17 protein-coding genes and 1 tRNA gene are annotated in these 25,501 nt (G+C 67.7%); 7 read left to right on the forward strand and 11 right to left on the reverse strand.

The features are described 5' to 3' along the window. The first annotated feature begins 31 nt into the window (after window positions 1-31). The 4 genes from fixL to WS45_RS23930 all read left to right on the forward strand — a co-directional run bounded on the left by fixL (window position 32) and on the right by WS45_RS23930 (window position 6,628). Window positions 32-2,548, forward strand: coding sequence for an oxygen sensor histidine kinase FixL (gene fixL / locus WS45_RS23915; RefSeq protein WP_059464201.1), 2,517 nt, complete (start codon window positions 32-34; stop codon window positions 2,546-2,548). Continuing rightward, window positions 2,545-3,183, forward strand: coding sequence for an oxygen response regulator transcription factor FixJ (gene fixJ, locus WS45_RS23920; protein ID WP_006493245.1), 639 nt, complete (start codon window positions 2,545-2,547; stop codon window positions 3,181-3,183). The genes fixL and fixJ overlap by 4 nt, the downstream gene beginning before the upstream one ends. Before the next feature lie 244 nt (window positions 3,184-3,427). Next, window positions 3,428-4,285 carry a bifunctional methylenetetrahydrofolate dehydrogenase/methenyltetrahydrofolate cyclohydrolase FolD gene (gene folD, locus WS45_RS23925; RefSeq protein ID WP_059464202.1) on the forward strand — a complete coding sequence of 286 codons (858 nt, stop codon included), beginning with the start codon at window positions 3,428-3,430 and terminating at the stop codon, window positions 4,283-4,285. Between the two features lie 255 nt (window positions 4,286-4,540). Then, entirely contained in the window at window positions 4,541-6,628 is a 2,088-nt protein-coding gene (locus WS45_RS23930; RefSeq protein ID WP_059535876.1) for a M3 family metallopeptidase, read from the forward strand. Between the two features lie 60 nt (window positions 6,629-6,688). Here the strand turns inward: WS45_RS23930 and dinB are convergent, their stop codons facing one another. Beyond that, a complete protein-coding gene (gene dinB / locus WS45_RS23935; RefSeq protein WP_059701994.1) occupies window positions 6,689-7,894 on the reverse strand; it encodes a DNA polymerase IV in 1,206 nt (401 codons plus the stop codon). Window positions 7,895-8,064: 170 nt separating this feature from the next. On the opposite strand from dinB, the gene WS45_RS23940 reads away from it, so the two are divergent. After that, window positions 8,065-8,757, forward strand: coding sequence for an aspartate/glutamate racemase family protein (locus WS45_RS23940; protein ID WP_059535880.1), 693 nt, complete (start codon window positions 8,065-8,067; stop codon window positions 8,755-8,757). A gap of 82 nt (window positions 8,758-8,839) precedes the next feature. Here WS45_RS23940 and WS45_RS23945 read toward each other — a convergent pair. Further along, a tRNA-Met gene (locus tag WS45_RS23945) sits at window positions 8,840-8,916 on the reverse strand. A 181-nt stretch (window positions 8,917-9,097) separates the two neighbouring features. Here WS45_RS23945 and xth point away from each other — a divergent pair. Beyond that, window positions 9,098-9,874 (forward strand): exodeoxyribonuclease III, encoded by a 777-nt coding sequence (gene xth / locus WS45_RS23950; RefSeq protein WP_218921273.1) that lies wholly within the window; start codon window positions 9,098-9,100, stop codon window positions 9,872-9,874. A 26-nt stretch (window positions 9,875-9,900) separates the two neighbouring features. Here xth and WS45_RS23955 read toward each other — a convergent pair whose 3' ends face one another. The 4 genes from WS45_RS23955 to glnA form a co-directional block, all read right to left on the reverse strand. Beyond that, window positions 9,901-12,027, reverse strand: coding sequence for a prolyl oligopeptidase family serine peptidase (locus WS45_RS23955; RefSeq protein ID WP_059701996.1), 2,127 nt, complete (start codon window positions 12,025-12,027; stop codon window positions 9,901-9,903). A gap of 79 nt (window positions 12,028-12,106) precedes the next feature. Then, window positions 12,107-13,636 carry a nitrogen regulation protein NR(I) gene (gene ntrC / locus WS45_RS23960; RefSeq protein ID WP_059535886.1) on the reverse strand — a complete coding sequence of 510 codons (1,530 nt, stop codon included), beginning with the start codon at window positions 13,634-13,636 and terminating at the stop codon, window positions 12,107-12,109. Window positions 13,637-13,682: 46 nt separating this feature from the next. Next, window positions 13,683-14,825, reverse strand: a complete 1,143-nt coding sequence (gene glnL, locus WS45_RS23965) for a nitrogen regulation protein NR(II) (RefSeq protein ID WP_059535888.1) — start codon at window positions 14,823-14,825, stop codon at window positions 13,683-13,685. A 161-nt stretch (window positions 14,826-14,986) separates the two neighbouring features. Continuing rightward, complete coding sequence (gene glnA, locus WS45_RS23970) at window positions 14,987-16,402, reverse strand: type I glutamate--ammonia ligase (protein WP_059535891.1); 1,416 nt, start codon at window positions 16,400-16,402, stop codon at window positions 14,987-14,989. Window positions 16,403-16,808: 406 nt separating this feature from the next. On the opposite strand from glnA, the gene WS45_RS23975 reads away from it, so the two are divergent. After that, entirely contained in the window at window positions 16,809-17,273 is a 465-nt protein-coding gene (locus WS45_RS23975) for a rhodanese-like domain-containing protein (protein ID WP_059535893.1), read from the forward strand. Between the two features lie 137 nt (window positions 17,274-17,410). Here the strand turns inward: WS45_RS23975 and WS45_RS23980 are convergent, their stop codons facing one another. The 5 genes from WS45_RS23980 to hrpA form a co-directional block, all read right to left on the reverse strand. Further along, window positions 17,411-18,226 (reverse strand): competence/damage-inducible protein A, encoded by an 816-nt coding sequence (locus tag WS45_RS23980; protein ID WP_059535895.1) that lies wholly within the window; start codon window positions 18,224-18,226, stop codon window positions 17,411-17,413. After that, window positions 18,223-19,050: an EI24 domain-containing protein gene (locus tag WS45_RS23985; RefSeq protein WP_059535897.1), complete on the reverse strand. Its 828-nt coding sequence runs from the start codon at window positions 19,048-19,050 to the stop codon at window positions 18,223-18,225. Before WS45_RS23985 ends, WS45_RS23980 begins: the two co-directional genes overlap by 4 nt. Window positions 19,051-19,161: 111 nt before the next feature. Then, window positions 19,162-20,136 (reverse strand): sterol desaturase family protein, encoded by a 975-nt coding sequence (locus tag WS45_RS23990; protein ID WP_059690959.1) that lies wholly within the window; start codon window positions 20,134-20,136, stop codon window positions 19,162-19,164. 16 nt (window positions 20,137-20,152) lie between these two features. Further along, on the reverse strand, window positions 20,153-21,142 hold the full coding sequence (locus WS45_RS23995) for a YVTN family beta-propeller repeat protein (protein WP_059535900.1): 990 nt from the start codon (window positions 21,140-21,142) through the stop codon (window positions 20,153-20,155). Window positions 21,143-21,303: 161 nt separating this feature from the next. Beyond that, the gene (gene hrpA, locus WS45_RS24000; protein ID WP_059690960.1) at window positions 21,304-25,497 is read right to left on the reverse strand and encodes an ATP-dependent RNA helicase HrpA; all 4,194 of its coding nucleotides are present in this window, start codon (window positions 25,495-25,497) and stop codon (window positions 21,304-21,306) included. Window positions 25,498-25,501: the final 4 nt, after the last annotated feature.

Consider the following 25,501-nt stretch of genomic DNA (forward strand, 5'->3'; position numbering starts at 1 on the left):
TCCATGTATTGCGCTGCGCTACAATCCTGCCATGTTGACCGATCGGCTTTTCGCACGCTCGGCGCGACCGTCGGGCCCGCCGGCGGAGTCGCAGCCGTCCCGCTGGCACCACGGACCGTGGTGGTCCAACTCCTATTTGCTGACGCCGCTGCTGTCGATCCTCGTGTTCCTCGTGGTGATGAGCCTGATTCTATGGAGCCTCAATCGCCGCGAACAGCAGCAGCAGGAAGACACCCTGTTCCGTAACGTCGCGTGGGCGCAGCAGCAGATCCGCCTGTCGATGACGGGTGCGCAGGAGCAGCTGCAGGCGCTGTCGCGCGATCTCGCGTCCGGCCGCCTCGACCAGAACGCATTCCAGATGGCGGTCGCGGACGTGATGCAGACGCATCCGGAAATCCTCTATCTGAACTGGTACACCGCGCCCGGCGTGCAGCGCTGGCCGACCGTGCACCCGCCGCTGCTCGGCCAGCGGCTCGCGAAGCCCGGCGACGCGCAGATGCAGGACGCCGTGCGCGGCGCGTACGACGAGGCGCGCAGCACGCGCCGCCAGGCCTATTCGCCGCTGATCTACGACGACTTCGGCAACGGCTTCATCACGCTGCAGACGCCCGTGATGCGCGGCGACCGCGAATATCTCGGCTCGATCGCCGCGGTGTTCTCGGTCGAAGGAATCCTGAAGCACGACATCCCGCAGGAACTGTCGTCGAAGTACAAGATCTCGATCACCGACTCGAACAACCGCGAGCTGTCGTCCACGTCGACGCGCCCGCGCCTGCCGCGCGACTCCCACTACGATCTGCCGCTCGATCCGCCCGGCCAGGGGCTGACCGTGCGCGTGTACGCATTCCCGCAGCTCACGAACCTGACCAACAACACGCTCGTATGGCTGGTCGCCGGCCTGTCGTGCTTCGTGCTGTGGAGCCTCTGGAGCCTGTGGAAGCACACGCGCCAGCGCTTCGAGGCGCAGCAGGCGCTGTACGCGGAAGCATTCTTCCGCCGCGCGATGGAAAACTCGGTGCTGATCGGCATGCGCGTACTCGACATGCACGGCCGCATCACGCACGTGAACCCCGCGTTCTGCCGGATGACGGGCTGGGACGAGACCGACCTCGTCGGCAAGGTCGCGCCGTTCCCGTACTGGCCGCGCGACGCCTACCCGGAAATGCAGCGCCAGCTCGACATGACGCTGCGCGGCAAGGCGCCGAGCTCGGGCTTCGAGCTGCGCGTGCGGCGCAAGAACGGCACGCTGTTCCATGCGCGCCTCTACGTGTCGCCGCTGATCGACAGCTCGGGCCGCCAGACCGGCTGGATGTCGTCGATGACCGACATCACCGAGCCGAAGCGCGCGCGCGAGGAACTCGCGGCCGCGCACGAGCGCTTCACGACGGTGCTCGAAAGCCTCGACGCCGCCGTGTCTGTGCTCGCCGCCGACGAAGCCGAGCTGCTGTTCGCGAACCGCTACTACCGCCATCTGTTCGGGATCCGCCCGGACGGCCATCTGGAGCTGTCCGGCGGCGGCTTCGACCGCGCGCAGGCGTCGTCCGACTCGATCGACATGGTCGACGCGTTCGCGGGCCTGCCGGCCGCCGCGCTGACGAGCAGCACGGCCGACGCGCAGGAGGTGTACGTCGAGAGCATCCAGAAGTGGTTCGAGGTGCGCCGCCAGTACATCCAGTGGGTGGACGGCCACCTCGCGCAGATGCAGATCGCGACCGACATCACGACCCGCAAGAAGGCGCAGGAACTCGCGCACCAGCAGGAAGAGAAGCTGCAGTTCACGAGCCGATTGATGACGATGGGCGAAATGGCGTCGTCGATTGCTCACGAATTGAACCAGCCGCTCGCCGCGATCAACAACTACTGCTCGGGCACGCTCGCGCTCGTGAAGAGCGGCCGCGGCACGCCCGAAACGCTGCAGCCCGCGCTGGAAAAGACCGCGCAGCAGGCGCTGCGCGCGGGGATGATCGTCAAGCGGATTCGCGAATTCGTGAAGCGCAGCGAGCCGAAGCGCCAGCCGGCGCGGGTCGCGGACATCGTCGCCGACGCGGTCGGGCTCGCCGAAATCGAGGCCAGGAAGCGCAGGATCCGGATCGTCACGGAAATCCTCGCAAGAATGCCTATTATTTATGTCGACCCCGTGCTGATCGAGCAGGTGCTCGTTAACCTGATGAAGAACGCGGCCGAGGCGATGGCCGACGTGAAGCCGGCGTCGGCGGACGGCGTGATCCGCGTCGTCGCCGACATCGACGCAGGTTTCGTCGACATCCGCGTGATCGACCAGGGTCCGGGCGTGGACGAAGCGACCGCCGAACGCCTGTTCGAACCGTTTTACAGCACCAAGTCCGACGGCATGGGCATGGGGCTGAACATCTGCCGTTCGATCATCGAATCGCATCGGGGGCGTCTGTGGGTGGTCAACAATGTCGAACCGGACGGCCGCATTTCCGGCGCGACATTCCACTGCAGCCTGCCCATTGGGGAACCCGCTGATCTCGGCCAAGGGGGGCGCGAGGCATCGGCATCACATACCGTTACGGGAGAACTATGAATAGCCCTGTCACCACCACTCAGGAAACTGTCTTCGTCGTCGACGACGACGAGGCCGTACGGGACTCGCTGCGCTGGCTGCTGGAGGCGAACGGCTATCGCGTGCAATGCTTCTCGAGCGCCGAGCAGTTCCTCGATGCCTATCAGCCGGCGCAGCAGGCCGGCCAGATCGCCTGCCTGATCCTCGACGTGCGGATGTCGGGCATGAGCGGCCTCGAACTGCAGGAACGCCTGATCGCGGACAACGCCGCGCTGCCGATCATCTTCGTCACGGGCCACGGCGACGTGCCGATGGCGGTGTCGACGATGAAAAAGGGTGCGATGGACTTTATCGAGAAACCGTTCGACGAGGCCGAGCTGCGCAAGCTCGTCGAGCGGATGCTCGACAAGGCCCGAAGCGAAAGCAAGAGCGTCCAGGAACAGCGCGCCGCGAGCGAGCGCCTGTCGAAGCTGACCGCGCGCGAGCAGCAGGTGCTCGAGCGGATCATCGCCGGCCGCCTGAACAAGCAGATCGCCGACGATCTCGGGATCAGCATCAAGACGGTCGAAGCGCACCGCGCGAACATCATGGAAAAGCTCAACGTCAACACGGTCGCCGATCTGCTGCGCCTCGCGCTGTCGAAGAAGCAGGCCTGAACGTCGCGTGCGGCCGCGGGGCACCTGCCCGGCCGGCCGCACCGTCGCCCTGCCGCGCCGTGCGATGCGGCCCACTCGCGCGGCGCGGCCCGGCGCTTCCTCCCGGCGCGCCGGCACCGCCGCCATGACGCTTTCCCGATATTCGCTGTCGGACGACGGCAGGCGACCGGTATAATTGCGTGTTTTGCTGCGGCGCTTCGCGCGCCGCACGCCCGCATTCCAACTTCCCGGCAGGACCACCACCATGACAGCCCTCCTCATCGACGGCAACGCCCTCTCGAAGACCTTGCGCGCGCAGGCCGCCGAACGCGCCGCCGCCCTGACCGCACGCGGCCACCAGCCCGGTCTCGCGGTGATCCTCGTCGGCGCCAACCCGGCGAGCGAAGTCTACGTGCGCAACAAGATCAAGGCGTGCGAGGACAACGGTTTCTTCTCGCTGAAGGATGCGTACCCGGACACGCTGTCGGAAGCCGACCTGCTGGCGCGCATCGACGAACTGAATCGCGACCCGAAGATCCACGGCATCCTGGTCCAGCTGCCGCTGCCGAAGCACATCGACAGCCACAAGGTGATCGAGGCGATCGCGCCGGAGAAGGACGTCGACGGCTTCCACGTCGCGAACGCCGGCGCGCTGATGACGGGCAAGCCGCTGTTCCGCCCGTGCACGCCGTACGGCGTGATGAAGATGTTCGAAGCACATGACATCCCGCTGCAAGGCGCGAACGCCGTCGTGATCGGCCGCTCGAACATCGTCGGCAAGCCGATGGCGATGCTGCTGCTCGAAGCCGGCGCGACCGTGACGATCTGCCACAGCAAGACCCGCGACCTCGCCGCGCACACGCGCCAGGCCGACGTCGTGGTCGCCGCGGTCGGCAAGCGCAACATCCTGACGGCCGACATGGTCAAGCCCGGCGCGACGGTGATCGACGTCGGCATGAACCGCGACGACGCGGGCAAGCTGTGCGGCGACGTCGATTTCGCCGGCGTGAAGGAAGTCGCCGGTCACATCACGCCGGTGCCGGGCGGTGTCGGCCCGATGACCATCACGATGCTGCTGATCAACACGATCGAAGCCGCCGAGCGCGCCGCCGCGGCCGCCTGATCGCAACGCGATCGCCCCTGCCCGCCCAGCCGGCGCGCATTCGTGCGCCGGCGTCTGGCCGGCCGCCGTCGCGGCCGCGCCGATGCACCAAACTCCCCCGTATCCGACCCCGCACCGAGCGCAAACCAATCGCGTCGTTAGAAACTAACGATTGGAAAGCGCACGATGCGCCCCAATAATGTCGGTATCGGGCGCCGCCGTATCGCGCCTCACCCTTTTCACTCCGGTTCATCCGGCAACAGACAGGGAGTCTTAATGTCCGCCAGCGCCAACACCAATCCGCTCCTCGATTTCTCCGGCCTGCCCCGCTTCGGCGAGATTCGTCCGGAACACGTGACGCCCGCGCTCGACACGCTGCTCGATGCCGCCAACCGCGCGGTCGACACCGCGAGCGCGCCCGAGACGCCGGCGACGTGGGCCGCGATCGTCGAGACGGTCGAGCAGGCGACGGAGCCGCTCGGGCGTGCATGGGGCGTCGTCGGCCACCTGAACGCGGTCGCCGATACGCCGGAGTTGCGCGCCGCCTACGGCGAAAACCTGCCGCGCGTGACCGAGTTCTGGTCGAGCGTCGGCCAGAACCTCGCGCTGTACGAGAAGTACAAGGCGATCGCCGCGAGCGCCGAATACGCGACGCTGTCCGCCGAACGCAAGAAGATCCTCGACAACGCGCTGCGCGATTTCCGCCTGTCGGGCGCCGAGTTGCCCGAGGACCGGAAGCCGCGCTTCGCGGAACTGCAGGAACAGCAGGCCGCGCTGTCGAAGGCGTTCTCCGACCACGTGCTCGACGCGACCAACGCGTATGCGTATTTCGCGCACGACGAAGCCGAGCTGGCCGGCCTGCCGGGCGACGCGATCGAAGCGGCCCGCGAAGCCGCGCAGAAGGACGGCAAGGAAGGCTGGAAGTTCACGCTGCATTTCCCGTCCTACTTCCCGGTGCTGCAGTACGCCGAGAACCGCGCGATGCGCGAGACGCTGTACCGCGCGTATGCGACCCGCGCCTCGGAACTCGGCCCGCAGTACGGCGGCGGCAAGGCCGAGTGGGACAACACGGCGATCGTCGCCGACGAACTGAAGCTGCGCCGCGAAGAAGCGCAGATGCTCGGCTACCGCAACTTCGCCGAGGTGTCGCTCGCGCCGAAGATGGCCGAATCGCCGCAGCAGGTGATCGCGTTCCTCGAGGATCTCGCGACGCGCGCGCGCCCGCACGCTGACAAGGACTGGGACGAACTGCGCGCGTTCGCCGCGAAGGAACTCGGTCTGGCCGAGCTCGCGCCGTGGGACGTCGCGTTCGCGGCCGAGCGGCTGCGCCAGCAGCGCTACGCGTTCTCGGAAAACGAGGTCAAGCAGTATTTCCCGGAACCGGCCGTGCTGAAGGGCCTGTTCACCGTCACCGAAACGCTGTTCGGCGTGCGGATCAAGCCGGACGACGCACCGGTGTGGCACAAGGACGTGCGTTTCTTCCGCGTGGAGAACCGCGACGGCTCGCTCGTCGCGCAGTTCTATCTCGATCTGTATGCGCGCGAAGGCAAGCGCGGCGGCGCGTGGATGGACGATGCGCGTGCGCGCGCGAAGCGCGGCAACGCCGTGCAGACGCCGGTTGCGTATCTGACCTGCAACTTCTCGGCACCGGTCGGCGGCAAGCCCGCATGCTTCACGCACGACGAAGTCATCACGCTGTTCCATGAATTCGGCCACGGGCTGCATCACATGCTCACGCGCGTCGACGAACTCGGCGTGTCGGGCATCAACGGCGTCGAATGGGATGCGGTCGAACTGCCGTCGCAGTTCATGGAAAACTTCTGCTGGGAATGGGACGTGCTGTCGTCGATGTCGTCGCACGTCGATACGGGCGCCACGCTGCCGCGCGAGCTGTTCGACAAGATGATCGCCGCGAAGAACTTCCAGAGCGGCCTCGGCACGCTCCGCCAGATCGTGTTCTCGATGTTCGACATGCTGCTGCACGTCGACTTCGACCCGGCCGGCACGACCGGCGTGAACGCATTCGCGCGCGAGATCAACGAGCGCTACCACGTGATCCCGCAGGCGGCGTTCTCGCGCTGGCCGAACACGTTCAGCCACATCTTCGCGGGCGGCTATGCGGCCGGCTATTACAGCTACAAGTGGGCGGAGGTGCTGTCGGCCGACGCGTATGCGGCGTTCGAGGAAGCGGCTGCCGCAAGCGGCAGCGTGCTCGACGCGGCGACCGGCACGCGCTATCGCCGCGAGATCCTCGAAGTCGGCGGCAGCCGGCCGGCGATGGATTCGTTCAAGGCGTTCCGCGGCCGCGAGCCGGAAATCGACGCGCTGCTGCGCCACAACGGGATGGCTTCCCCCGCGCACTGAGCATGCGCTGCCCGGCTCGTCCGGCAGCATCGAAAGGCACCGCTTCGGCGGTGCCTTTTTTCATGGTGCCGGCGTCTCGCCACCGGCGTCGTCCGTGTTGTCGGTATTGCGGTCGGCCTCATCGTCGAACAGCGAAAACTGCCCGTGACGCTCGGCCGTGTCCTCGTCGATGCGCACGCCGACGCCGAGCAGCCGCACGGCCTGCGCGCGCCGCTGCAGCCCCTTCGCGAGCAGCGTGACGGCCGTTTGCGCATTCGTCGCGTCGGCCACGCACTCGACCGTCGTGCGCTGGAAATCGGCGAAGCGGATCTTCACGTACAGCTTGCGGATCGTGCGGGCCGCGCCCGCGCGCGCGATGCGCGCGTCGAGCTGCACGACCAGACGGCGGATCTCGTCCGCGCATTGCTCGAGCGTCGTCAGGTCGGTCACGTAGGTCGTCTCGACGCTGACCGACTTGCGCTCCTGATCGGCCTGCACCGGCCGCTCGTCGATTCCGCGTGCCAGCTGGTACAGCCGCCGGCCGAACGCGCCGAATTCGCGATGCAGATCGATCAGCGACCAGTCGCGCAGCTGCGCGCAGGTCTGGATGCCGAGCCGGTCGAGCCGCGTGGCCGTCACCTGGCCGACGCCGTGCAGCTTGCGCACCGGCAATGCCGCGACGAATGCATCGACCTCATGCGGGCGCACGACGAACAGGCCGTCGGGCTTGTTCCAGTCGGACGCGATTTTCGCGATGAACTTGTTCGGCGCGACGCCCGCCGACACCGTCACGCCGACCGTGTCGTACACGCGCTGGCGAATCTCCCGCGCAATCAGCGTCGCGCTGCCCTGGCACAGTTCGGAGCCGCTGACGTCGAGGTACGCCTCGTCGAGCGACAGCGGCTCGACGTCACGCGTGTAGTCGCGATAGATCGCCATGATCTGCCGCGACGCCGCGCGGTACTTGTCCATCGCGGACGGCAGGATCAGCAGGTCCGGGCACTTGCGCATCGCCAGCGCCGACGACATCGCCGAATGCACGCCGTAGCGCCGCGCCTCGTAATTGCAGGTCGCGATCACGCCGCGCTGGTCGGGCCGGCCGCCGACTGCGAGCGGCCGGTTGCGCAGCGACGGGTCGTCGCGCATCTCGACCGATGCGTAAAAGCAGTCGCAATCGCAATGGATGATCTTGCGCACGCGCGACGGCGCGTCGCCGGGTGGCGGCACGCGCGGATCGGCAGGCGGGATGATGGTCGGATTCACGGTGCCGATACTGTACAAAAACACAGTGGCCGTTTCAACTGTCGCGTGCTGTCGCGTTCGGTCGCCTCCACGCAGTTCCGGCACGTTCCGGACGGCCGCACCGTACCGGTCCGCTTCGCGCGGATCGTACCGCCGCGCGCAAGGACCGCCCCCTATACTCGTCTGCCACAGGTTACGAAACGCACGGGTGACGGATGAAGACGATCGGACTGATCGGCGGGATGAGCTGGGAATCGTCGGCGGAGTACTACCGGATGATCAATCGCCATTCGAAGGCGCTGCACGGCGGCCATCACAATGCGAAGAGCGTGCTGGTCACGGTGGATTTCGCGGAGATCGAAGCGCTGCAGCGCGCGCAGGACTGGGCTGCGCTCGGCGAGCGGATGGCCGATGCCGCGCGCCGGCTCGAAGCGGCCGGCGCCGATCTCATCGTGCTGACGACCAACACGATGCACCGCGTGCACGGCGCGATCGAGGCTGCGGTGGCGCTGCCGTTCCTGCACATCGCCGATCCGACCGGCGCCGCGCTGCGTGCAGCGGGCGTCGAGCGCGTCGCGCTGCTCGGCACGCGCTACACGATGGAACTGCCGTTCTACGCGGCGCGTCTGCGCGACAAATTCGGTCTCGACGTGCTGGTGCCGGACGAATCCGCGCGCGGCGACGTGCACCGGATCATCTACGACGAGCTGTGTCATGGCGTGATCGATGCCGGGTCGCGCGCGACCTACGTGGCCATCATCGACGAACTGGCAACACGCGGCGCGCAGGCGGTGATACTCGGCTGCACGGAAATCACGCTGCTGATCGGTGCGGACGATTCGCCGCTGCCGGTGTTCGATACGACCGCGCTGCATGCGAAGGCGGCGGTCGAGTGGGCGGCGGGCTGAAAACAAAAAACCCGGCACGAGGCCGGGTTCCTGTCGACGAAGCGCGCATCGGTCACTTGCGCTGCACATCGTCTGGTGTGCTTGGTTGCGGGGGTAGGATTTGAACCTACGACCTTCGGGTTATGAGCCCGACGAGCTGCCAGACTGCTCCACCCCGCGTCAGAGAAATAAATTATAGGGTGATGAAGTACTCACGTCAACACTTTTGTCACAATTCCTTTGCAGGTCGTCGATAACGCAATGCATCGCGCCTGCTTCGCGTCGCGTGTCGCGCGCGTTCGCGCCCCTTGCTCGCGGTAAGATGGCGGCCTTCGCATCCACCCCGCACGCATTCCCGTTCATGAAAATCGCCACCTGGAACGTCAACTCGCTCAACGTCCGCAAGCAGCACGTGCTCGACTGGCTCGCGCAAAGCGGAACCGACGTGCTGTGCCTGCAGGAACTGAAGCTGCCCGACGAGAAGTATCCGCGCGCCGATCTCGAGGCTGCCGGCTACCGCAGCTGGTTCACGGGCCAGAAAACCTACAACGGCGTCGCGATCCTCGTGCGCGACACGCTCGCCGTCGACGAATCGGACGTCGTGCGCAACATCCCCGGCTTCGACGATCCGCAGCAGCGCGTGATCGCCGTGACGGTCGACGGCGTGCGCATCGTGTCCGCCTATTTCCCGAACGGCCAGGCGCCCGACTCCGACAAATTCGTCTACAAGATGCAGTGGCTCGACGCGCTGCATGCGTGGCTGAGCACCGAGATGCAGCGCCACCCGAAGCTCGCGCTGCTCGGCGACTACAACATCGCGCCGGAAGACCGCGACGTGCACGACCCGGCGAAATGGGAAGGCCAGAACCTCGTGTCGCCGCAGGAGCGTGCGCACTTCGCGAAGCTGATCGAACTCGGCTTCGTCGATGCGTTCCGCCGTTTCGAACAGCCGGAGAAGACCTTCACGTGGTGGGACTACCGGATGTTCGCGTTCCGCCGCAACGCGGGGCTGCGTATCGACCACGTCCTGCTGTCGCCGGCGCTCGCCGCCACCTGCACGTCGTGCGAAGTCGATCGCGTGCCGCGCACGTGGGACCAGCCGTCCGACCACGCGCCCGTCGTCGCGATCGTCGGCTGAGCCCCCCTGCCCGCTCGCGCCCGCGCTCAACCGCGCGCGGGCGCGGGCCCGAGATGGGCCCACAGGAAGCCGAATTCCGCCGCATCGGATTCGGCGCGCTCCAGATCGTCGGCGCTGCCGTGGCCGCCGTCGGTGTTCTCCCAGTACCACACCCGTTCGTGTCCGAGCGCATGCATGCGCGCGGCCATCTTGCGCGCATGCGCGGGATGCACGCGGTCGTCGCGCGTCGACGTCGTCAGCAGCAGCGGCGGATACACGACACCGTCGCGCACGCGGTGATACGGCGAGTAGGCGGCGAGTGCCGCGCCCTCGCGCGCATCGTCCGGATCGCCGTACTCGTCGAGCCACGCGGCGCCCGCGTGCAGCTTCGGATAGCGCCGCATGTCGAGCAGCGGCACGCGGCACAGCACCGCGCCGAACAGTTCCGGACGCTGCACCATGCAAGCGCCCACCAATAGCCCGCCGTTGCTGCCGCCCTCGATGCCGAGCTGCGCGGCCGTCGTCACGCCGGTGCGGATCAGGTCCTCGGCCACCGCGATGAAGTCGTCGAACGAGCGCTGCCGATGTTCGCGCTGCGCGTCGACGTGCCAGCCCGGCCCGAATTCGCCGCCACCCCGGATGTGTGCGAACGCCGCGACACCGCCGCGTTCGAGCCACGCAATGCCGAGTGCATCGCTGTAGCCCGGCAGGTTCGGAATCGCGAAGCCGCCATAGCCTGACAGCAGGCACGGCCGCGCGACGCGGGTGCGGCCGTCGGCGCGCTCCGGCGCATCGAGTGCATCGAGCGCGTCACGCGGCCCGATCAGCGTGTACGGCACCACCGTGCCGTCGCGCGAACGGGCATTCGCGCGACGCACGACGAGCCCGGTCGCATCGAACCGCACCGGCGGCCGGTCGAGCAGCACGCGGCGCGACGGCGCATCGGCCGCGCGATCGGCCAGGTCGGCGAGCCAGCATTCGGGCGGATCGAGATAGGTATCGACGTCCACGTACACGTCGTCGTTCAGCGTCGACTCGACCGGCTCGACGTCGATCTGCGCATCGCCCGGCCAGTCGAACGGCCGCGCGTCCCACGTCCACGCGCCGTCCTCGCCCTGGCGCGGCTGCCACAGCATCGTGCGGTTGTGCACGTCGTCGAGCCAGCTCGCGATCAGCATCGTGCGCGTGTGCGTCCACGTGCAGGCGGATGTCGACGGCCGCGGCGCGAACAGCGTCGTGAGCTCGCGCGAGCCGGCCAGGAACGCCTGCTCGCGGATCGCGAGCAGCGAGCCGCCCGCGTGATGCACGCCGCCGCAGTCCCAGTCGAGCCGCGGCTCCAGCACGAGCCAGCCTTCCCAGAAGCCGACCTCGACATGCGTCGGCACGTCGTAGCGCGCCCACTCGCCCGCGTCGGTCAGCCAGTACGCGTGTGCGTCGAAGAAATCCACGCTGCGCCACGCGACGTGACGGCCATCGATCGGGTCGAACCACGCGCCCGCGCTGATGTCGTCGGGTTCGCCGCGAAACACGACCGGCGCATCGGCGAGCGGCGTACCGCGCACCCAGCGGCGCGCGTCGTACGGATAGCCGGCTGCGGTCGCATGCGCTTCGCCGCGATCCCAGCTCACGTAGACGGTATCGCGGTCGATCCAGCCGACCGTGTGATGCCCCGGCTCGTCGATCGTGAAACCGCCGTCGACGAAACGACGCTGCACGAGATCGAACTCGCGCACGACGACGGCGTCGGCCCCGCCGGGCGACAGCGACAGCAGCGCGCGGTCGCCGTCGGGGTACAGGATCGCGTCCTGCTCGAACACCCACGACTCGCCCTCTTGCGCGCCGAGCGCGTCGACGTCGAGCAGCGTTTCCCACTCGGGCCGGCCGGCGCGCCAGTCGTCCCAGCGCGCGCGGCGCCACAGTCCCTTCGGATGGAGATCGTCCTGCCACAGGTCGTACGCCCAGTCGCGCCAGCGGGTCGGAATCACCGGGCGTTCGCGCGGCAGATACGCCTGCGCGAGCCGCGCGGTGAGCGCGCGATACGCATCGTCGTCGCGCAGCGCGACACGCGTGCGCGCGTTCTGCTCGTCGACCCAGGCGCGGGCGCGCTTGCTGTCGAGCGCTTCGAGAAAGCGGAAGGGATCGGCCCCGGCGGGCCAGCGGAAGGAATCGGACATGACGGAACGCACCTGACGGCAAACCGCGATTATGTCCGATCACGGCATGCGCGACGTCCGCGCATGCCGCGACAGCGGTTTACGGCTCCAGATGCAGTTCCTGGATCTTGCGCGTGATGGTGTTGCGGCCGATGCCGAGCCGCTCCGCCGCCTCGACCTTGCGGCCGCGCGTGAAGTCGAGCGCCTCGCGAATCACGGCCGCCTCGAAGCGGCGCGCGAGCTCGTCCATCACGTCGGCGGAATTCTCGCGCAGCAGCCGCGCGACTTCCGTGCGCAGGCCGCTTTCCCACATCGGATAGCCGGCCGGCGCACCGTTCGGTGCGGCCGCGACGGGCGCCGCCGTCAACGGCACGACACCGGCCGCCAGCTGTGCGCGCGCCGCGTCGCCCGCAACGCCGCCGCTCACGCCGCCGAGTGCATCCGCGCCATCGGCCGTCGCGGTCACCGGCGCGCCTGCCGGCACGAGGTCGGGCGGCAGGTCCTTGATCTCGACCGTCTGCGCGGGCGCCATCACGGTCAGCCAGTTCGCGAGGTTCTCGAGCTGCCGCACATTGCCGGGAAACGGCAGCGACGTCAGATACGCGAGCGCTTCGTCCGACACGCGCTTCGGCTCGACGCCGAGATCGCGCGCGCTCTTCTGCAGGAAGTGGCGCGTGAGCAGCGCGATGTCCTCGCTGCGTTCGCGCAGCGGCGGCAGCCGCAGCCGGATCACGTTGAGGCGGTGGTAAAGGTCCTCGCGGAACAGCCCCTGCCGCACGCGCGCCTCCAGATTCTGGTGCGTCGCGGCGATCACGCGCACGTTCGCGCGCAGCGGATTGTGGCCACCGACCCGATAGAACTGGCCGTCCGACAGCACGCGCAACAGGCGCGTCTGCAGATCGAACGGCATGTCGCCGATTTCGTCGAGGAACAGCGTGCCGTTCTCGGCCTGCTCGAAGCGGCCCTGGCGCGTCGTCTGCGCGCCGGTGAACGCGCCACGCTCGTGGCCGAACAGTTCGGATTCCAGCAGGTCCTTCGGAATCGCCGCCGTGTTCAGCGCGATGAACGGGCCGTTCGCCCGCGGGCTGTGACGGTGCAGCGCCCGTGCGACGAGCTCCTTGCCGGTGCCCGATTCGCCGGTGATCAGCACGGTCGCGGCCGAATGCGACAAGCGGCCGATCGCGCGGAACATGTCCTGCATCGCGGGCGCCTGGCCGAGCATCTCGGGCGCCTCGGCGACGCGCTCGTCCTGCGGCGCGCCGCCGCGCAGGCTCTCCTCGACCGCGCGGCGAATCAGCTCGACGGCCTTGTCGACGTCGAACGGCTTCGCGAGATATTCGAACGCGCCGCCCTGGAACGCCGCGACGGCGCTGTCGAGATCGGAGAACGCCGTCATGATGATGACGGGCAGGCCCGGCAAGCGCTCGTGCATCGCCTGCAACAGCTCGAGGCCGGAGCCGCCCGGCATCCGGATGTCGGACACGAGCACCTGCGGCGTCTCGTGGTCGAGCGCGGCCAGCGCGTCGCGCACGTTCGCGAAGCTCTTCGTCGCGAAGCTGTCCCGGGCGAGTGCCTTTTCGAGCACCCAGCGGATCGATTGGTCGTCGTCTACTATCCAGATCGGCTTCATAGGTCGGTCAGGTATGGGTGAATCCGGTGAATCGCCATGCCGTCGCTCAGTGATCGAGCGGCAGCAGGATCTGAAATTCGGTACGGCCGGGCCGGCTCTCGACCTCGATCATCCCGTCGTGCTGCTGCACGAAGGTCTGCGCGAGCGTGAGTCCGAGGCCGCTGCCGTCGTCGCGCCCGGACACGAGCGGGTAGAAGATCCGGTCGCGGATCTCCTCCGGAATGCCGGGCCCGTTGTCGACTATGTGCAAGTCCAGTGCCAGCTTGTACAGGCGCTTCGCGATCGTCACCTTGCGCGCGACGCGCGTGCGCAGCTCGATCTTCGCGTCGCCCTGCGCGATCCGTTCGCGCAGCGCCTGCGCGGCGTTGCGCACGATGTTCAGCAGCGCCTGGATCAACTGCTCCTTGTCGCCGCGCAGGTCCGGCACGCTCACGTCGTAATCGCGCTCGATGGTGAGCCCGCGCGGAAATTCCGCGAGCATCACCGCGCGCACGCGTTCGCACACTTCATGAATGTTGACGTCGCCGACGATGTGCGGATGCCGATGTGGCTCCAGCAACCGGTCGACGAGCGTCTGCAGGCGATCGGACTCCTTGATGATCACCTGCGTGTATTCGCGCAACTCACCGCGCTCGCGCTCGCTCAGTTCGAATTCGAGCAGCTGGGCTGCGCCGCGAATGCCGCCGAGCGGGTTCTTGATTTCGTGCGCGAGGTTGCGGATCAATTGCTTGTTGACCGCGGTCAGGTCGTGGATGCGCTCCTCGCGATCGGTGCGCGACTGCCGTTCGTTCTCGAACAGCTCGACGAGCACGAAATCGGGCGCGGTCTCGAGGAAGCCGACGATCGCATGCACGTGCAGCGGTTCGCGGCCGGGCCGGTCGAGCACGGTATCGAGATGCGTCGCGTGAAAGCGCTCCTCGCCGATCGCGGTGATCGTCGACGCGAGCTCGTTCGCGTTCGGGAAAATCTCGCCCCACGGCCGCTGCGCGAGCTGCCGGCGCGAGATGTCGAGCATCGCCTCCGCGGACGGGTTCGCGAACGCGACCCGCAGCGTCTTGCGGTCGAGCACGATCACGACCGTCGGCAGCGCTTCCAGCCCGGCAAGCAGGCCCGAGCGCGAGAGGCGCTCGTCTTCCGTCAGTCGCTCGGGCTGCCCCGTCTTCGCCTTGATCAGATTCTTCAGAGCCATCGTGCGTGTCGTCGCGCCTCAGCGGGTCGGAAAATGGAAATGCTCGGAACAAAAAAGGGACGGCTGGACGCCGTCCCCTTTCAGACTCCGCGGTCCCCGCCGCAAGCCGCGCGACGGGAACGAACCGGCATGACGGCGCTGGATCGAAGCGCCATCGCCGATTACAGCGAGTAATACATCTCGAACTCGATCGGATGCGTCGTCATGCGGAACTTCGCCAGCTCCTGCTCCTTCAGCGCGAGGTACGCATCGATCATGCCGTCGGTGAACACGCCACCGCGCGTCAGGAACTCGCGATCCTTGTCGAGCGCTTCCAGTGCCTGGTCGAGGCCTGCGCAGACGGTCGGGATCTTTGCATCCTCTTCCGGCGGCAGGTCGTACAGGTTCTTGTCCGCGGCTTCGCCCGGGTGGATCTTGTTCTGCACGCCGTCGAGACCGGCCATCATCAGTGCCGTGAAGCACAGGTACGGGTTGGCCATCGGGTCCGGGAAGCGCGTTTCGATACGGCGGCCCTTCGGGTTCGACACGTGCGGAATGCGGATCGATGCCGAACGGTTGCGTGCCGAGTAGGCGAGCTTGACCGGTGCCTCGAAGTGCGGAACCAGACGCTTGTACGAGTTCGTCGTCGGGTTCGTGATCGCGTTCAGCGCACGGGCGTGCTTGATGATGCCGCCGATGTAGAACAGCGCGAATTCCGACAGGCCGGCGTAGCCGTTGCCCGCGAACAGGTTCTGGCCGTCCTTCCAGATCGACTGGTGAACGTGCATGCCCGAACCGTTGTCGCCGACGACCGGCTTCGGCATGAACGTCGCCGTCTTGCCGTACGAGTGCGCGACGTTATGGATGATGTACTTCGACCATTGCGTCCAGTCGGCGCGCTGCACCAGCGTCGAGAACTTCGTGCCGATTTCGTTCTGGCCCTGGCCCGCCACTTCGTGGTGGTGCACTTCGACCGGGATGCCGAGCTGTTCGAGCAGCAGGCACATTTCCGAACGCATGTCCTGGAACGTGTCGACCGGCGCGACCGGGAAGTAGCCGCCCTTCGTGCCCGGACGGTGGCCCGTGTTGCCGCCTTCGAATTCCTTGCCTGCTGACCACGGCGCTTCTTCCGAGTTGATCTTCACGAAGCAGCCCGACATGTCCGTGTTCCACTGGACCGAGTCGAAAATGAAGAATTCCGGCTCCGGACCGAAGTAGGCGGTGTCGCCCAGGCCCGTGCTCTTCAGGTACGCTTCGCCGCGCTTCGCGAGCGAACGCGGGTCGCGCTCGTAGCCCTTGCCGTCGGCCGGCTCGACCACGTCGCAGGTCAGCACCAGCGTCGATTCTTCGTAGAACGGGTCGATGAATGCGGCGGTCGGGTCCGGCATGAGCAGCATGTCCGACGCCTCGATGCCCTTCCAGCCGGCGATCGACGAGCCGTCGAATGCATGACCGCTTTCGAACTTGTCTTCGTCAAACGCCGAAACCGGCACCGACACGTGCTGTTCCTTGCCGCGCGTATCCGTGAAGCGGAAATCGACGAACTTGACGTCCTCGTCCTTCACGAGCTGCATGACGTCGGCGACGGTTTTACTCATAACCTCTTCTCCTGATTGAACAATTCCGGCGGACTGGGAACCGCCTCGTTTATCGAGCTGCCCGGAGTCTGGCTTTGGCGCAGCGCGCCCCGGGTCGACCGAATTCTATATAGCAGCAACCGTGCCAGCCATGCACAGAAGCGACATGAATCGCGCCAGACCGCGCCACGGCAGGGCCCGGCTGCGCGATTCCGGGGCCAGGCGCCGCATCGGCGATCGCATGGCCGCACCTCCATGGTGCAAATGGCGAAGCATGCCCACGTCGCAGATTCATTCTGGTGCACGCGTGCCATTCTGCACTTTTTTGGTGAATGCGTGGGCGGTGCATACCCTGCCGGGCAACCGGACATCCGCGCGGCGGTGCCGCGCTAGAATGATCGTTTGACCGATACGGAGACCTCCTGCCATGAGTACGCTCGACCAGCTTTACGCGAAGGCCGAAGAACGCCGCGCCCAGGGTGCGCTCCACTATGCCGGCGCACTGCTGCCGGTCGAGGCGTTCGAACTGCTGCAGCTCGACCCGTCGGCACGCCTCGTCGACGTGCGCACCCGCGCCGAGCTCGACTGGATCGGCCGCCCGCTCGTCGGCGACGGCCAGTACCTGCACCTCGAATGGACGCGCTATCCGGGCGGCGTGCCGAACGCCGAATTCGTCGATCAACTGAAAGCGGCCCTCCCGGCCGATACGCCCATCCTGTTCCTGTGCCGCAGCGCCGCGCGCTCGAAGCTCGCCGCGGTCGCCTCGACGCAGGCCGGCTTCACGAAGGCGTTCGACCTGCTCGAAGGCTTCGAGGGCGGCAAGGATGCCGAAGGCCATCGCAAGACGGTCGACGGCTGGTGCTTCCGGAAACTGCCGTGGATCGGCGCCTGACAGCGCATCCGCCCAGGCACGCCCGACTGCGACATCGTCGAGCCGGGCGATGACATCCCGATGACGGGCCGCATTGCGCGGCCCGCGGTTTTTGTGCGGCCCTTGCGCGGCCCGCATCGGTGATCGGTGCGCGGCCCTCAGGCGCGCGGCACGTCCGGTTCGACCACGTCGCCGCCGAGCAGGTGCACGCCTTCGCGCAGCTTCACGAACGCGGCCGCGACCGCCTCCGGCTCGCCCTTCACGCCGAGATCGATGTGCCGGCGCGCGTAGATCCCGCCGCGCTCGGCATCGCCGACGCTCGGCAGGCTGAACACGCGCACGCCCGGGAAATCGCGCTCGATCTTCTCCATCAGCGGCGTGAGCGTCGATTCCGGCAGTTCGAACACGTACAACGAGCGCTCCGCGTGCGGCGTCGCGTGATGGAGATGCTGGTACTTCGTGTCGAGCACCCATTCGATCATCGGCCACGCCATCACCGGAAAGCCCGGCACGAAATGGAGATCGCCGACCGAGAACCCGGGAATCCGGTTGTAGCCGTTCGGGATGATCGTCGCGCCGGCCGGGAACACGCCCATGTTGAAGCGGTGCTGGTTTTCCGGCGATTCGAAATCGACCGGCCGGGCCGGATCGGTGTGCGTCTCGCGGATACGCTCCGAGATCAGCGCCTTCGCTTCCGGGTGCAGCTCGAGCGGCACGCCGAGCGCGGCGGCCGCGCACTGGCGCGTGTGGTCGTCCGGCGTCGCGCCGATCCCGCCCGTGGAAAACACGATGTCGCCGGATGCGACCGCGCGCGCGATCGTCGCGGTGATCCGCGCCGGATCGTCGCCGACGTATTCGGCCCAGTCGAGCGCGAGGCCGCGCGCGCCGAGCAGCTCGATGACCTTGGCCAGGTGCTTGTCCTGCCGGCGGCCCGAAAGGATTTCGTCGCCGATGATGATGATGCCGATGCTCATGCCTGCCCCATGTCGATTGCGGTGGCGCGCGAACTCGCGCGCAGGTCGTCCAGCGCGCGCAGGCAATAGTGCCCGAACCACAGCGCCGAAAAGACGAGGATGAAAGCGTAAACCCAGATCATGGCCGCCGCCACGAACGGAAACAGCACCATCATCCAGACCGACGACACCCACACGAACGTCGGCACGGTACCGAGCAGCCCGGTCGCGACGCCGATGCCGATCAGCGGCCAGCGATGCTGCCGCACCAGCGCACGTCGCTCGTCGCGGCTCGCGTGCTGCGCGAGCGCGTCGTAGGTCATCACGCGGTAGGTCAGCCAGCCCCAGATCACGGGCGGCAGCAGCGCGAAGAACGGCGGAATCAGCCACAGCGGGATCGTGACGACGAGCAGCACGACGCCGACGACGGCCGCGCCGAGCGAATTGAACACGCTGCCGAAGAACGTGCCGCCCCGCTTCGCCTCCAGCGCGGCGAACTGCCGGTTCGACAGGTGCTTGATCACGACCGGCATCGAGATCGTCGCGATCAGCAGCAGCACGGTCAGCACGATCAGCGGAATCGCGAGCGATACGACGACGAACGGCGCGACGACCGCATGCAGCTGCGACATCCCGATCGCGTCGAACATGCGGTACAGCACCGCCGTGAGCACGAAGCCGTCGAGCGCGCCGCGCGCGGCGTCGATCAGCGTTTGCCACGAGAACCACAGCACGACGCCCCACAGCAGCGCCGAGACGACGAACGGCATCAGGGTGAGCCACAGCATGCGCGGATGCAGCGCGCTGACGAAGGCCCGGACGAAGGAGCGCAGCAAGTCGTTCATGCGAACCTGTATCGACGAAGAAAAACGGGGAAAGGATAAACCACACGGCCCGCATGCGCCAAAGCGCTTGCGGGCCGTGCAGGAGAGCCGTTCAACGGGAAAGCGGCGGGGTCAGGCCGACGCCGCGCCGCGCTTCGCGGGAACGAGGCGCCGGAAGATGCGCACGAACGCGAGGCCGTGCTGCGCCCAGAAGCCGTCGCCGTAGGACACGCCTTCGATCTGCTCGCGGATGCCGGTCGGCTCGACCGTGCGGTTCCACGACGCGGTGCCGAACATCATGTCCCACCACGGGAACAGCACGCCGAAGTTGCAGCCGTACTTGGTGCCTTCGTGGCCGTAGCCGACCGCGTGGTGGCGCCGGTGGAAGGTCGGGCTCACGAGCAGGCGCTCGCCGAGCCGGCCGAACGACAGCCGCGCATTCGTATGCTGGATGCTCTGCATGAAGTTCGTGACCGCGGTCAGCACGACGAACTGCGACGGCGTCACGCCGATCACGAGCGCGATCGACGCGAAGAAGCACGACTGGATCACGTCGTCGAGCAGGTGGTTGCGGTCGTCGCACCACAGCGACATCTGCCGCTGGCTGTGATGCACCGCGTGCAGCTCCCACCAGATGCCGAACTTGTGCTGCCAGCGGTGATACCAGTAGCCGGCGAAGTCGAGCACGACGAGGTAGATCGCGAACGCGACGATCGGCCGCGACGTCACGCCGGGCCACAGATAGTCGAGGTTGACGTTCACGACGCCGTGCAGGCGCAGCCATGCCTGGAAGCCGTCGAACACCGGCTGCAGCGCAAAGAAGAAGAACAGCGCGTAGATGCCGAGCTTCGCGATCGCCGTATAGATCACGTCGACCCGCACCGCGCGGCGGTTCTGCCAGCGCTCGACCGGCAGCAGCGCCTCGAGCGGGCGCAGCAGCACGAACATCAGCACCATCTGCAGCGCGCCGATGATCACCCAGTACAGCGCGTCGTAGGTGTCCTCGTCATAGCCCATCAGGTTGAACTTGAAGAGGAGCGGCTGCACGACGTCGACGTACAGCCAGGTCTGGATGTCCGACACGAACGCATCGATCAGGTGCAGCATCGCTCGCCTCCGCCCGTCACGCGCCGTTCGCAGCCTTCCACGGCGCGCGGTCGTAGAAGTAGATCCCGTGCGGCGAACGGCCGACGGCGATCGTCTGCACCAGCTTGCGCGATGCGAGATCGATGATACCGACCTTCTTCGCGAAGCGGAACGTCACCCACAGCGTCTTCTTGTCGGCGGACAGTTCCATGTCGTCCGGTCCCGGCAGCAGGCCGGTGATGTCGCCGACGTTGGTGAGCGTGTTCTCGTCGATGATGCTGATCGTGTTCGCGACCCGGTTCGTGACCGCGACGTGCGTGCCGTCGGCGAGCGAGCGGAAGTTGTGCGCGCCGTTGCCCGTGTGGATCTGCTTGACGATCTTCTGGTTGCGCCAGTCGACCACCGCGACGTAATCCGCGCCAGTCATCCCGACCAGCAGGAACTTGTCGTCCGGCGTGAGCCACAGGCCGGCCGGCACCTTGCCGACCTTCATCTTCCACTTGACCGTCTGAGTCGCGAGGTCGACCGCCGCGATCTCGCCGGACACCTGCAGCGACACGAGCACGGTCTTGCTGTCCTTCGTGAACGCGATATGGCTCGGCATCACCGCGAGCGGCAAGCGCTTCACGAGATGCAGGTCGCGGCCGTCGTAGCCGTAGATGTCGAGCCGGTCGAGGCGCAGCCCGGTCGACACGAACCACTTGTTGTCGGGCGAAAAGCCGAGCTGGTACGGATCCTCGATGCCTTCGACCGTGCGCTGCAGCTTGCCCGTCTTCGGATCGACGAACATCAGGCTGTTCGAGACCGAATTCGCGACGATCAGCGACGAATTGTCCGGCGTCGCCATCAGGTGGTGCGGCTCCTTGCCGGTCGGCATCGTGCCGACGACCTGGCGGGTCTGCTGGTCGATCAGGGAAAGCGTCGCTTCGGCCGAATTGAGGATGATTACGTTATTGGCGTGTGCGGCGGGCGCCAGCACGGCGGCGGCCAGCGCAAGCGTGCGGCCGAAGGAAAGGAAAGTGCGCATGAAGACTCACGTCGTGGAACAGCAGTCATTGTAAAACGCTCGGCGGGCCCCACCGGTTGACGGAAGGCGGGGTTGCGCCACTTCGACGCACGTCGCGGCCGCCGTGCGGCCGGCCGCGGCGGGGCCCGCAACCGGTGCGGGCCCCGCCGGTCGCTGATGCGCTAACGCTGCATCGACTCCCACACCTTGTGCAGACGCTTGACAGAGACAGGCATCGGCGTGCGCAGTTCCTGCGCGAACAGCGAAATTCGCAGCTCCTCCAGCAGCCAGCGGAATTCCGCGAGGCGCGAATCGGCGACGCCACCGCGCTGCGACACCGCGCGCTGATACTGCTGGACGAGCGGCAGCAGCTCGCCGGACTGCTTCGCGTCGCGCGCCGGGTCGGCCTTCAGCTTGTCGATCCGCAGCGCGATGCCCTTCAGGTAGCGCGGGAAGTGTGCAAGCTGCACGTAAGGCGTGTCGATCACGAAGCGCTTGCCGACCAGCGCGGCGAGCTGCTGCTGCAGATCCGCATGGGCCTGCGCGAACGGCTTCGCCTGCGCGAGCTTCTTCGCAAGCCCCGCATACTCGGCGAGGATCTGCCCGACCAGCCGCGCGATCTCCTGCGCGAGCAGGTTCAGGCGGCTCCTGCCCTCGTCGCGGCGCGCGTGGAAGCTCGCGTCGTCGTCGGGCAGCGGATCCTGCAGGCACGCGCGGTCGAGCGCCGTGTCGATCAGCTGGTCGCGCAGTTCGTCCTGCGTGCCGAGCGACATGTACTGCATCGCCATCTCGCGCAGCCCCGGCAGGTTCTTCTCGAGGAACTTGATCGGCTCCTTCAGCTGCAGCGCGAACAGCCGCCGCAAGCCGGCTCGGTGGATCCGCGCGGCCTCCTCCGGCGAGTCGAACACTTCGACGTCGCAATGCGTGCCGCGATCGACGAGCGCAGGATAGCCGTACAGCGTCTGGCCGCGGCGGCGGATCTCCAGCAGCTCGGGAAGCTTGCCGAAGTTCCACGTCGTCAGGTTCTCGTACAGCGCGGTCGCGCCGGCTTCCGCCGGGGCGGCCGTGTGCGGCGCCGCGCCCTTGCCCGGCTTGCCGCCCTTCGCCGTCGAACCCGCCGCCGCGGCGAGCGCCGGCGCGCCGCCCGCGTCGCCGTCGCCCGCTTCGCCGCCCGGCGCGATCGTCGACGCCGCCGCGATCTTCTGGAACTGCTGCTGCGCCTGCGCGCCGAGCTCCTGGCGCAGTTGCGCCAGATTGCGCCCCATCGCGAGCTGACGGCCGTGCTCGTCGATCACCTTGAAGTTCATGAACAGGTGCGCGGGCAACGTCTCGAGCTTGAAGTCGGCCGTCTTCATCGCGACCTGGGTCTCGCCGCGCACGTCGGCGATCAGCGCCTCGACGAGGCCGCCCGCGCCGAAGCGCTCGCGGCCCGTGCGCTCGACGAAGCCGGCCGCGTATTCGGGCAGCGGCACGCAGTGCCGGCGCAGCTTCTGCGGCAGCGACTTCAGGAGCAGCTGCACCTTTTCCTTCAGCATCCCCGGCACGAGCCATTCGCAGCGGCGCGCGTCGACCTGGTTCAGCGCGTACAGCGGCACCGCGAGCGTCACGCCGTCGCGCGGCGTGCCGGGCTCGAAATGGTACGTGAGCGCCATCTCGACACCGGCCATCGTCGCGCGCTTCGGAAACAGCTCGGTCGTCACGCCGGCCGCCTCGTGGCGCATCAGGTCGTCGCGCGACAGGTACAGCAGGCGCTGCTTCTCCTCCGCCTGACCGCCCTTCTTCGCCTCGTCGCGATACCAGCGCTCGAACGCGGCGCCGGTGTGAATGCCCTCCGGAATCGCCTGGTCGTAATACGCGTAGATCAGCTCGTCGTCGACCAGCACGTCCTGGCGGCGCGACTTGTGCTCGAGCTGCTCGATGTCGGCGAGCAGCTTGCGGTTGTGCGCGAAGAACGGCAGCTTCGTGTCGAACTCGCCCTCGACCAGCGCGCCGCGGATGAACAGCTCGCGCGCCCGCGCCGGATCCTGCTTGCCGAACGCGACGCGCCGGCGGTGGTAGATCGGCAGCCCGTACAGCGTCGCGCGCTCGAACGCGCTGACCTGCGCGGGGCGCTTTTCCCAATGCGGCTCCGACAGCGATTTCTTCAGCAGATGCGCGCCGATCTTCTCGACCCACTCCGGCTCGATCTTCGCGAGACAGCGCGCATACAGCCGGCTCGTCTCGACGAGTTCGGCCGCCATCACCCAGCGGCCGGCCTTCTTCGCGAGCGCGGAGCCCGGCCACAGGTAGAACTTGATCCCGCGTGCGCCGAGGTAGTGCGGATCGTCGTCGGCCTTCATGCCGAGGTTGCCGAGCAGGCCCGTCAACAGGGCCAGATGGACCTGCTCGTAGGTCGCCTCGACCTCGTTGAGGCGCCAGCCGTGCTCGCGCACGACCGTCAGCAGCTGCGAATGGACGTCGCGCCATTCGCGCAGCCGCAGGTGCGACAGGAAGTTCTGCCGGCACGCGTCGATCAGCTGGCGGTTCGACTTCTTGTGCGCGACGGCTTCCTCGAACCACGCCCAGATCTTCAGCCACTGCAGGAATTCGGAGCGCTCGTCGGCGAACCGGCGGTGCGCCTGGTCGGCCTGCTCCTGCGCCTCGATCGGACGGTCGCGCGGGTCCTGAACGGACAGCGCGCTCGCGATGATCAGCACCTCGCGCAGCGACTGCTGGTCGCGCGCGGCGAGAATCATCCGGCCGACGCGCGGATCGAGCGGCAGCCGCGCGAGTTCGCGGCCGAGCGGCGTCAGCGCGTTGTCGTCGTCGACCGCGCCGAGTTCGTTGAGCAGCTGGTAGCCGTCCGCGATCGCGCGGCCGGGCGGCGGCTCGAGGAACGGGAACGATTCGATCGCGGTCAGGTGCAGCGACTTCATCCGCAGGATCACCGACGCGAGCGACGAGCGCAGGATTTCCGGATCGGTGAAACGCGCGCGCGCCTGGTAGTCGCTTTCCTCGTACAAGCGGATGCAGACGCCGTCGGCCACCCGGCCGCAGCGGCCCGCGCGCTGGTTCGCGGCGGCCTGCGAGATCGACTCGACCTGCAGCTGCTCGACCTTGTTCCGGTACGAATAGCGCTTCACGCGCGCGAGCCCGGTGTCGACGACGTAGCGGATGCCCGGCACCGTCAGCGACGTTTCGGCCACGTTGGTCGCGAGCACGATGCGGCGTGCGTTCGACGCCTTGAACACCTTGTCCTGGTCGGCCGCCGACAGCCGCGCGAACAGCGGCAGAATCTCGGTATGCGGCGGATGATGCTTGCGCAGCGCCTCGGCCGCCTCGCGGATCTCGCGCTCGCCGGGCAGGAACACCAGCACGTCGCCGGGGCCTTCGCGGCACAGTTCGTCGACCGCGTCGACGATCGCGTCCATCAGGTCGCGTTCGGCCTCGCGCGCGGTCTTCACGCGATCGCGGCCGCCCGTGCCTTCGGCGTGCTTCACGGCCGGGCGATCCTCGGCCACCGGCCGGTAGCGCATCTCGACCGGATACAGCCGCCCGCTCACCTCGATCACGGGCGCCGGGCGCGCATCGGTGCCGAAATGGCGCGCGAAACGGTCGGCGTCGATCGTCGCGGACGTGACGATCAGCTTCAGGTCCGGCCGCCTCGGCAGGATTTCCTTCAGGTAGCCGAGCAGGAAGTCGATGTTCAGGCTGCGTTCGTGCGCCTCGTCGATGATCAGCGTGTCGTACGCCTTCAGCAGCGGATCGGTCTGCGTCTCGGCGAGCAGAATGCCGTCCGTCATCAGCTTGACGGACGCGCCCGGCGCGAGATTGTCGGTGAAACGCACCTTGTAGCCGACCACCTCGCCGAACGGCGTGCCGAGCTCCTCGGCGATGCGCCGGCCGGTCGACGACGCGGCCAGGCGCCGCGGCTGCGTATGGCCGATCAGGCCCGTGCCGCCGGCGCCGAGGCCGCGGCCGAGATCGAGACAGATCTTCGGCAGCTGGGTGGTCTTGCCCGAACCCGTTTCACCGCAGACGATGACGACCTGATGACCGGCGATCGCGCGCGCGATTTCGTCGCGCTTGCCCGACACGGGCAGGCTTTCGGGGTAGGTGATCGGCGGAACGGGATTGGGCGCGACGGCCGCGCGCGGCGGACGCTCGCGGCGCGGCGCGCGCTCGCCGGCGGCCTGGGGCGCGCCCTGCGCGGCCGGCTGGCCCGGCTCGCGGCGCCGCTCGTCGCCGCGCGGCCCGCGCGGCAGCTGACCCGCCTGCTGTTGCTGCTGGCGCGGCGGCTGGCCCTGCTGCTGACGCGCATCGGCCGCCCCCTCCGGGTGCCGGGCCGACGGCGCTTTGGCCCGCGTCGGCGCGGGACTTTTAGGTACATTCGACATGGGG

Origin of the sequence: Burkholderia sp. RF2-non_BP3, assembly GCF_001522185.1 — a bacterium.
GTDB classification, from domain to species: domain Bacteria; phylum Pseudomonadota; class Gammaproteobacteria; order Burkholderiales; family Burkholderiaceae; genus Burkholderia; species Burkholderia diffusa.

What these genes read in the sequence shown, in the direction of transcription:
- WS45_RS23990 (WP_059690959.1), bottom strand. Translation starts at nt 20,136, where the DNA reads ATGCTGCACCTGATCGATGCGTTCGTGTCGGACATCCAGACCTGGCTG.
- hrpA (WP_059690960.1), bottom strand. Translation starts at nt 25,497, where the DNA reads ATGTCGAATGTACCTAAAAGTCCCGCGCCGACGCGGGCCAAAGCGCCG.
- WS45_RS23985 (WP_059535897.1), bottom strand. Translation starts at nt 19,050, where the DNA reads ATGAACGACTTGCTGCGCTCCTTCGTCCGGGCCTTCGTCAGCGCGCTG.
- WS45_RS23955 (WP_059701996.1), bottom strand. Translation starts at nt 12,027, where the DNA reads ATGTCCGATTCCTTCCGCTGGCCCGCCGGGGCCGATCCCTTCCGCTTT.
- WS45_RS23930 (WP_059535876.1), top strand. Translation starts at nt 4,541, where the DNA reads ATGTCCGCCAGCGCCAACACCAATCCGCTCCTCGATTTCTCCGGCCTG.
- WS45_RS23975 (WP_059535893.1), top strand. Translation starts at nt 16,809, where the DNA reads ATGAGTACGCTCGACCAGCTTTACGCGAAGGCCGAAGAACGCCGCGCC.
- WS45_RS23940 (WP_059535880.1), top strand. Translation starts at nt 8,065, where the DNA reads ATGAAGACGATCGGACTGATCGGCGGGATGAGCTGGGAATCGTCGGCG.
- fixL (WP_059464201.1), top strand. Translation starts at nt 32, where the DNA reads ATGTTGACCGATCGGCTTTTCGCACGCTCGGCGCGACCGTCGGGCCCG.
- glnA (WP_059535891.1), bottom strand. Translation starts at nt 16,402, where the DNA reads ATGAGTAAAACCGTCGCCGACGTCATGCAGCTCGTGAAGGACGAGGAC.
- xth (WP_218921273.1), top strand. Translation starts at nt 9,098, where the DNA reads ATGAAAATCGCCACCTGGAACGTCAACTCGCTCAACGTCCGCAAGCAG.
- fixJ (WP_006493245.1), top strand. Translation starts at nt 2,545, where the DNA reads ATGAATAGCCCTGTCACCACCACTCAGGAAACTGTCTTCGTCGTCGAC.
- glnL (WP_059535888.1), bottom strand. Translation starts at nt 14,825, where the DNA reads ATGGCTCTGAAGAATCTGATCAAGGCGAAGACGGGGCAGCCCGAGCGA.
- ntrC (WP_059535886.1), bottom strand. Translation starts at nt 13,636, where the DNA reads ATGAAGCCGATCTGGATAGTAGACGACGACCAATCGATCCGCTGGGTG.
- WS45_RS23980 (WP_059535895.1), bottom strand. Translation starts at nt 18,226, where the DNA reads ATGAGCATCGGCATCATCATCATCGGCGACGAAATCCTTTCGGGCCGC.
- folD (WP_059464202.1), top strand. Translation starts at nt 3,428, where the DNA reads ATGACAGCCCTCCTCATCGACGGCAACGCCCTCTCGAAGACCTTGCGC.
- WS45_RS23995 (WP_059535900.1), bottom strand. Translation starts at nt 21,142, where the DNA reads ATGCGCACTTTCCTTTCCTTCGGCCGCACGCTTGCGCTGGCCGCCGCC.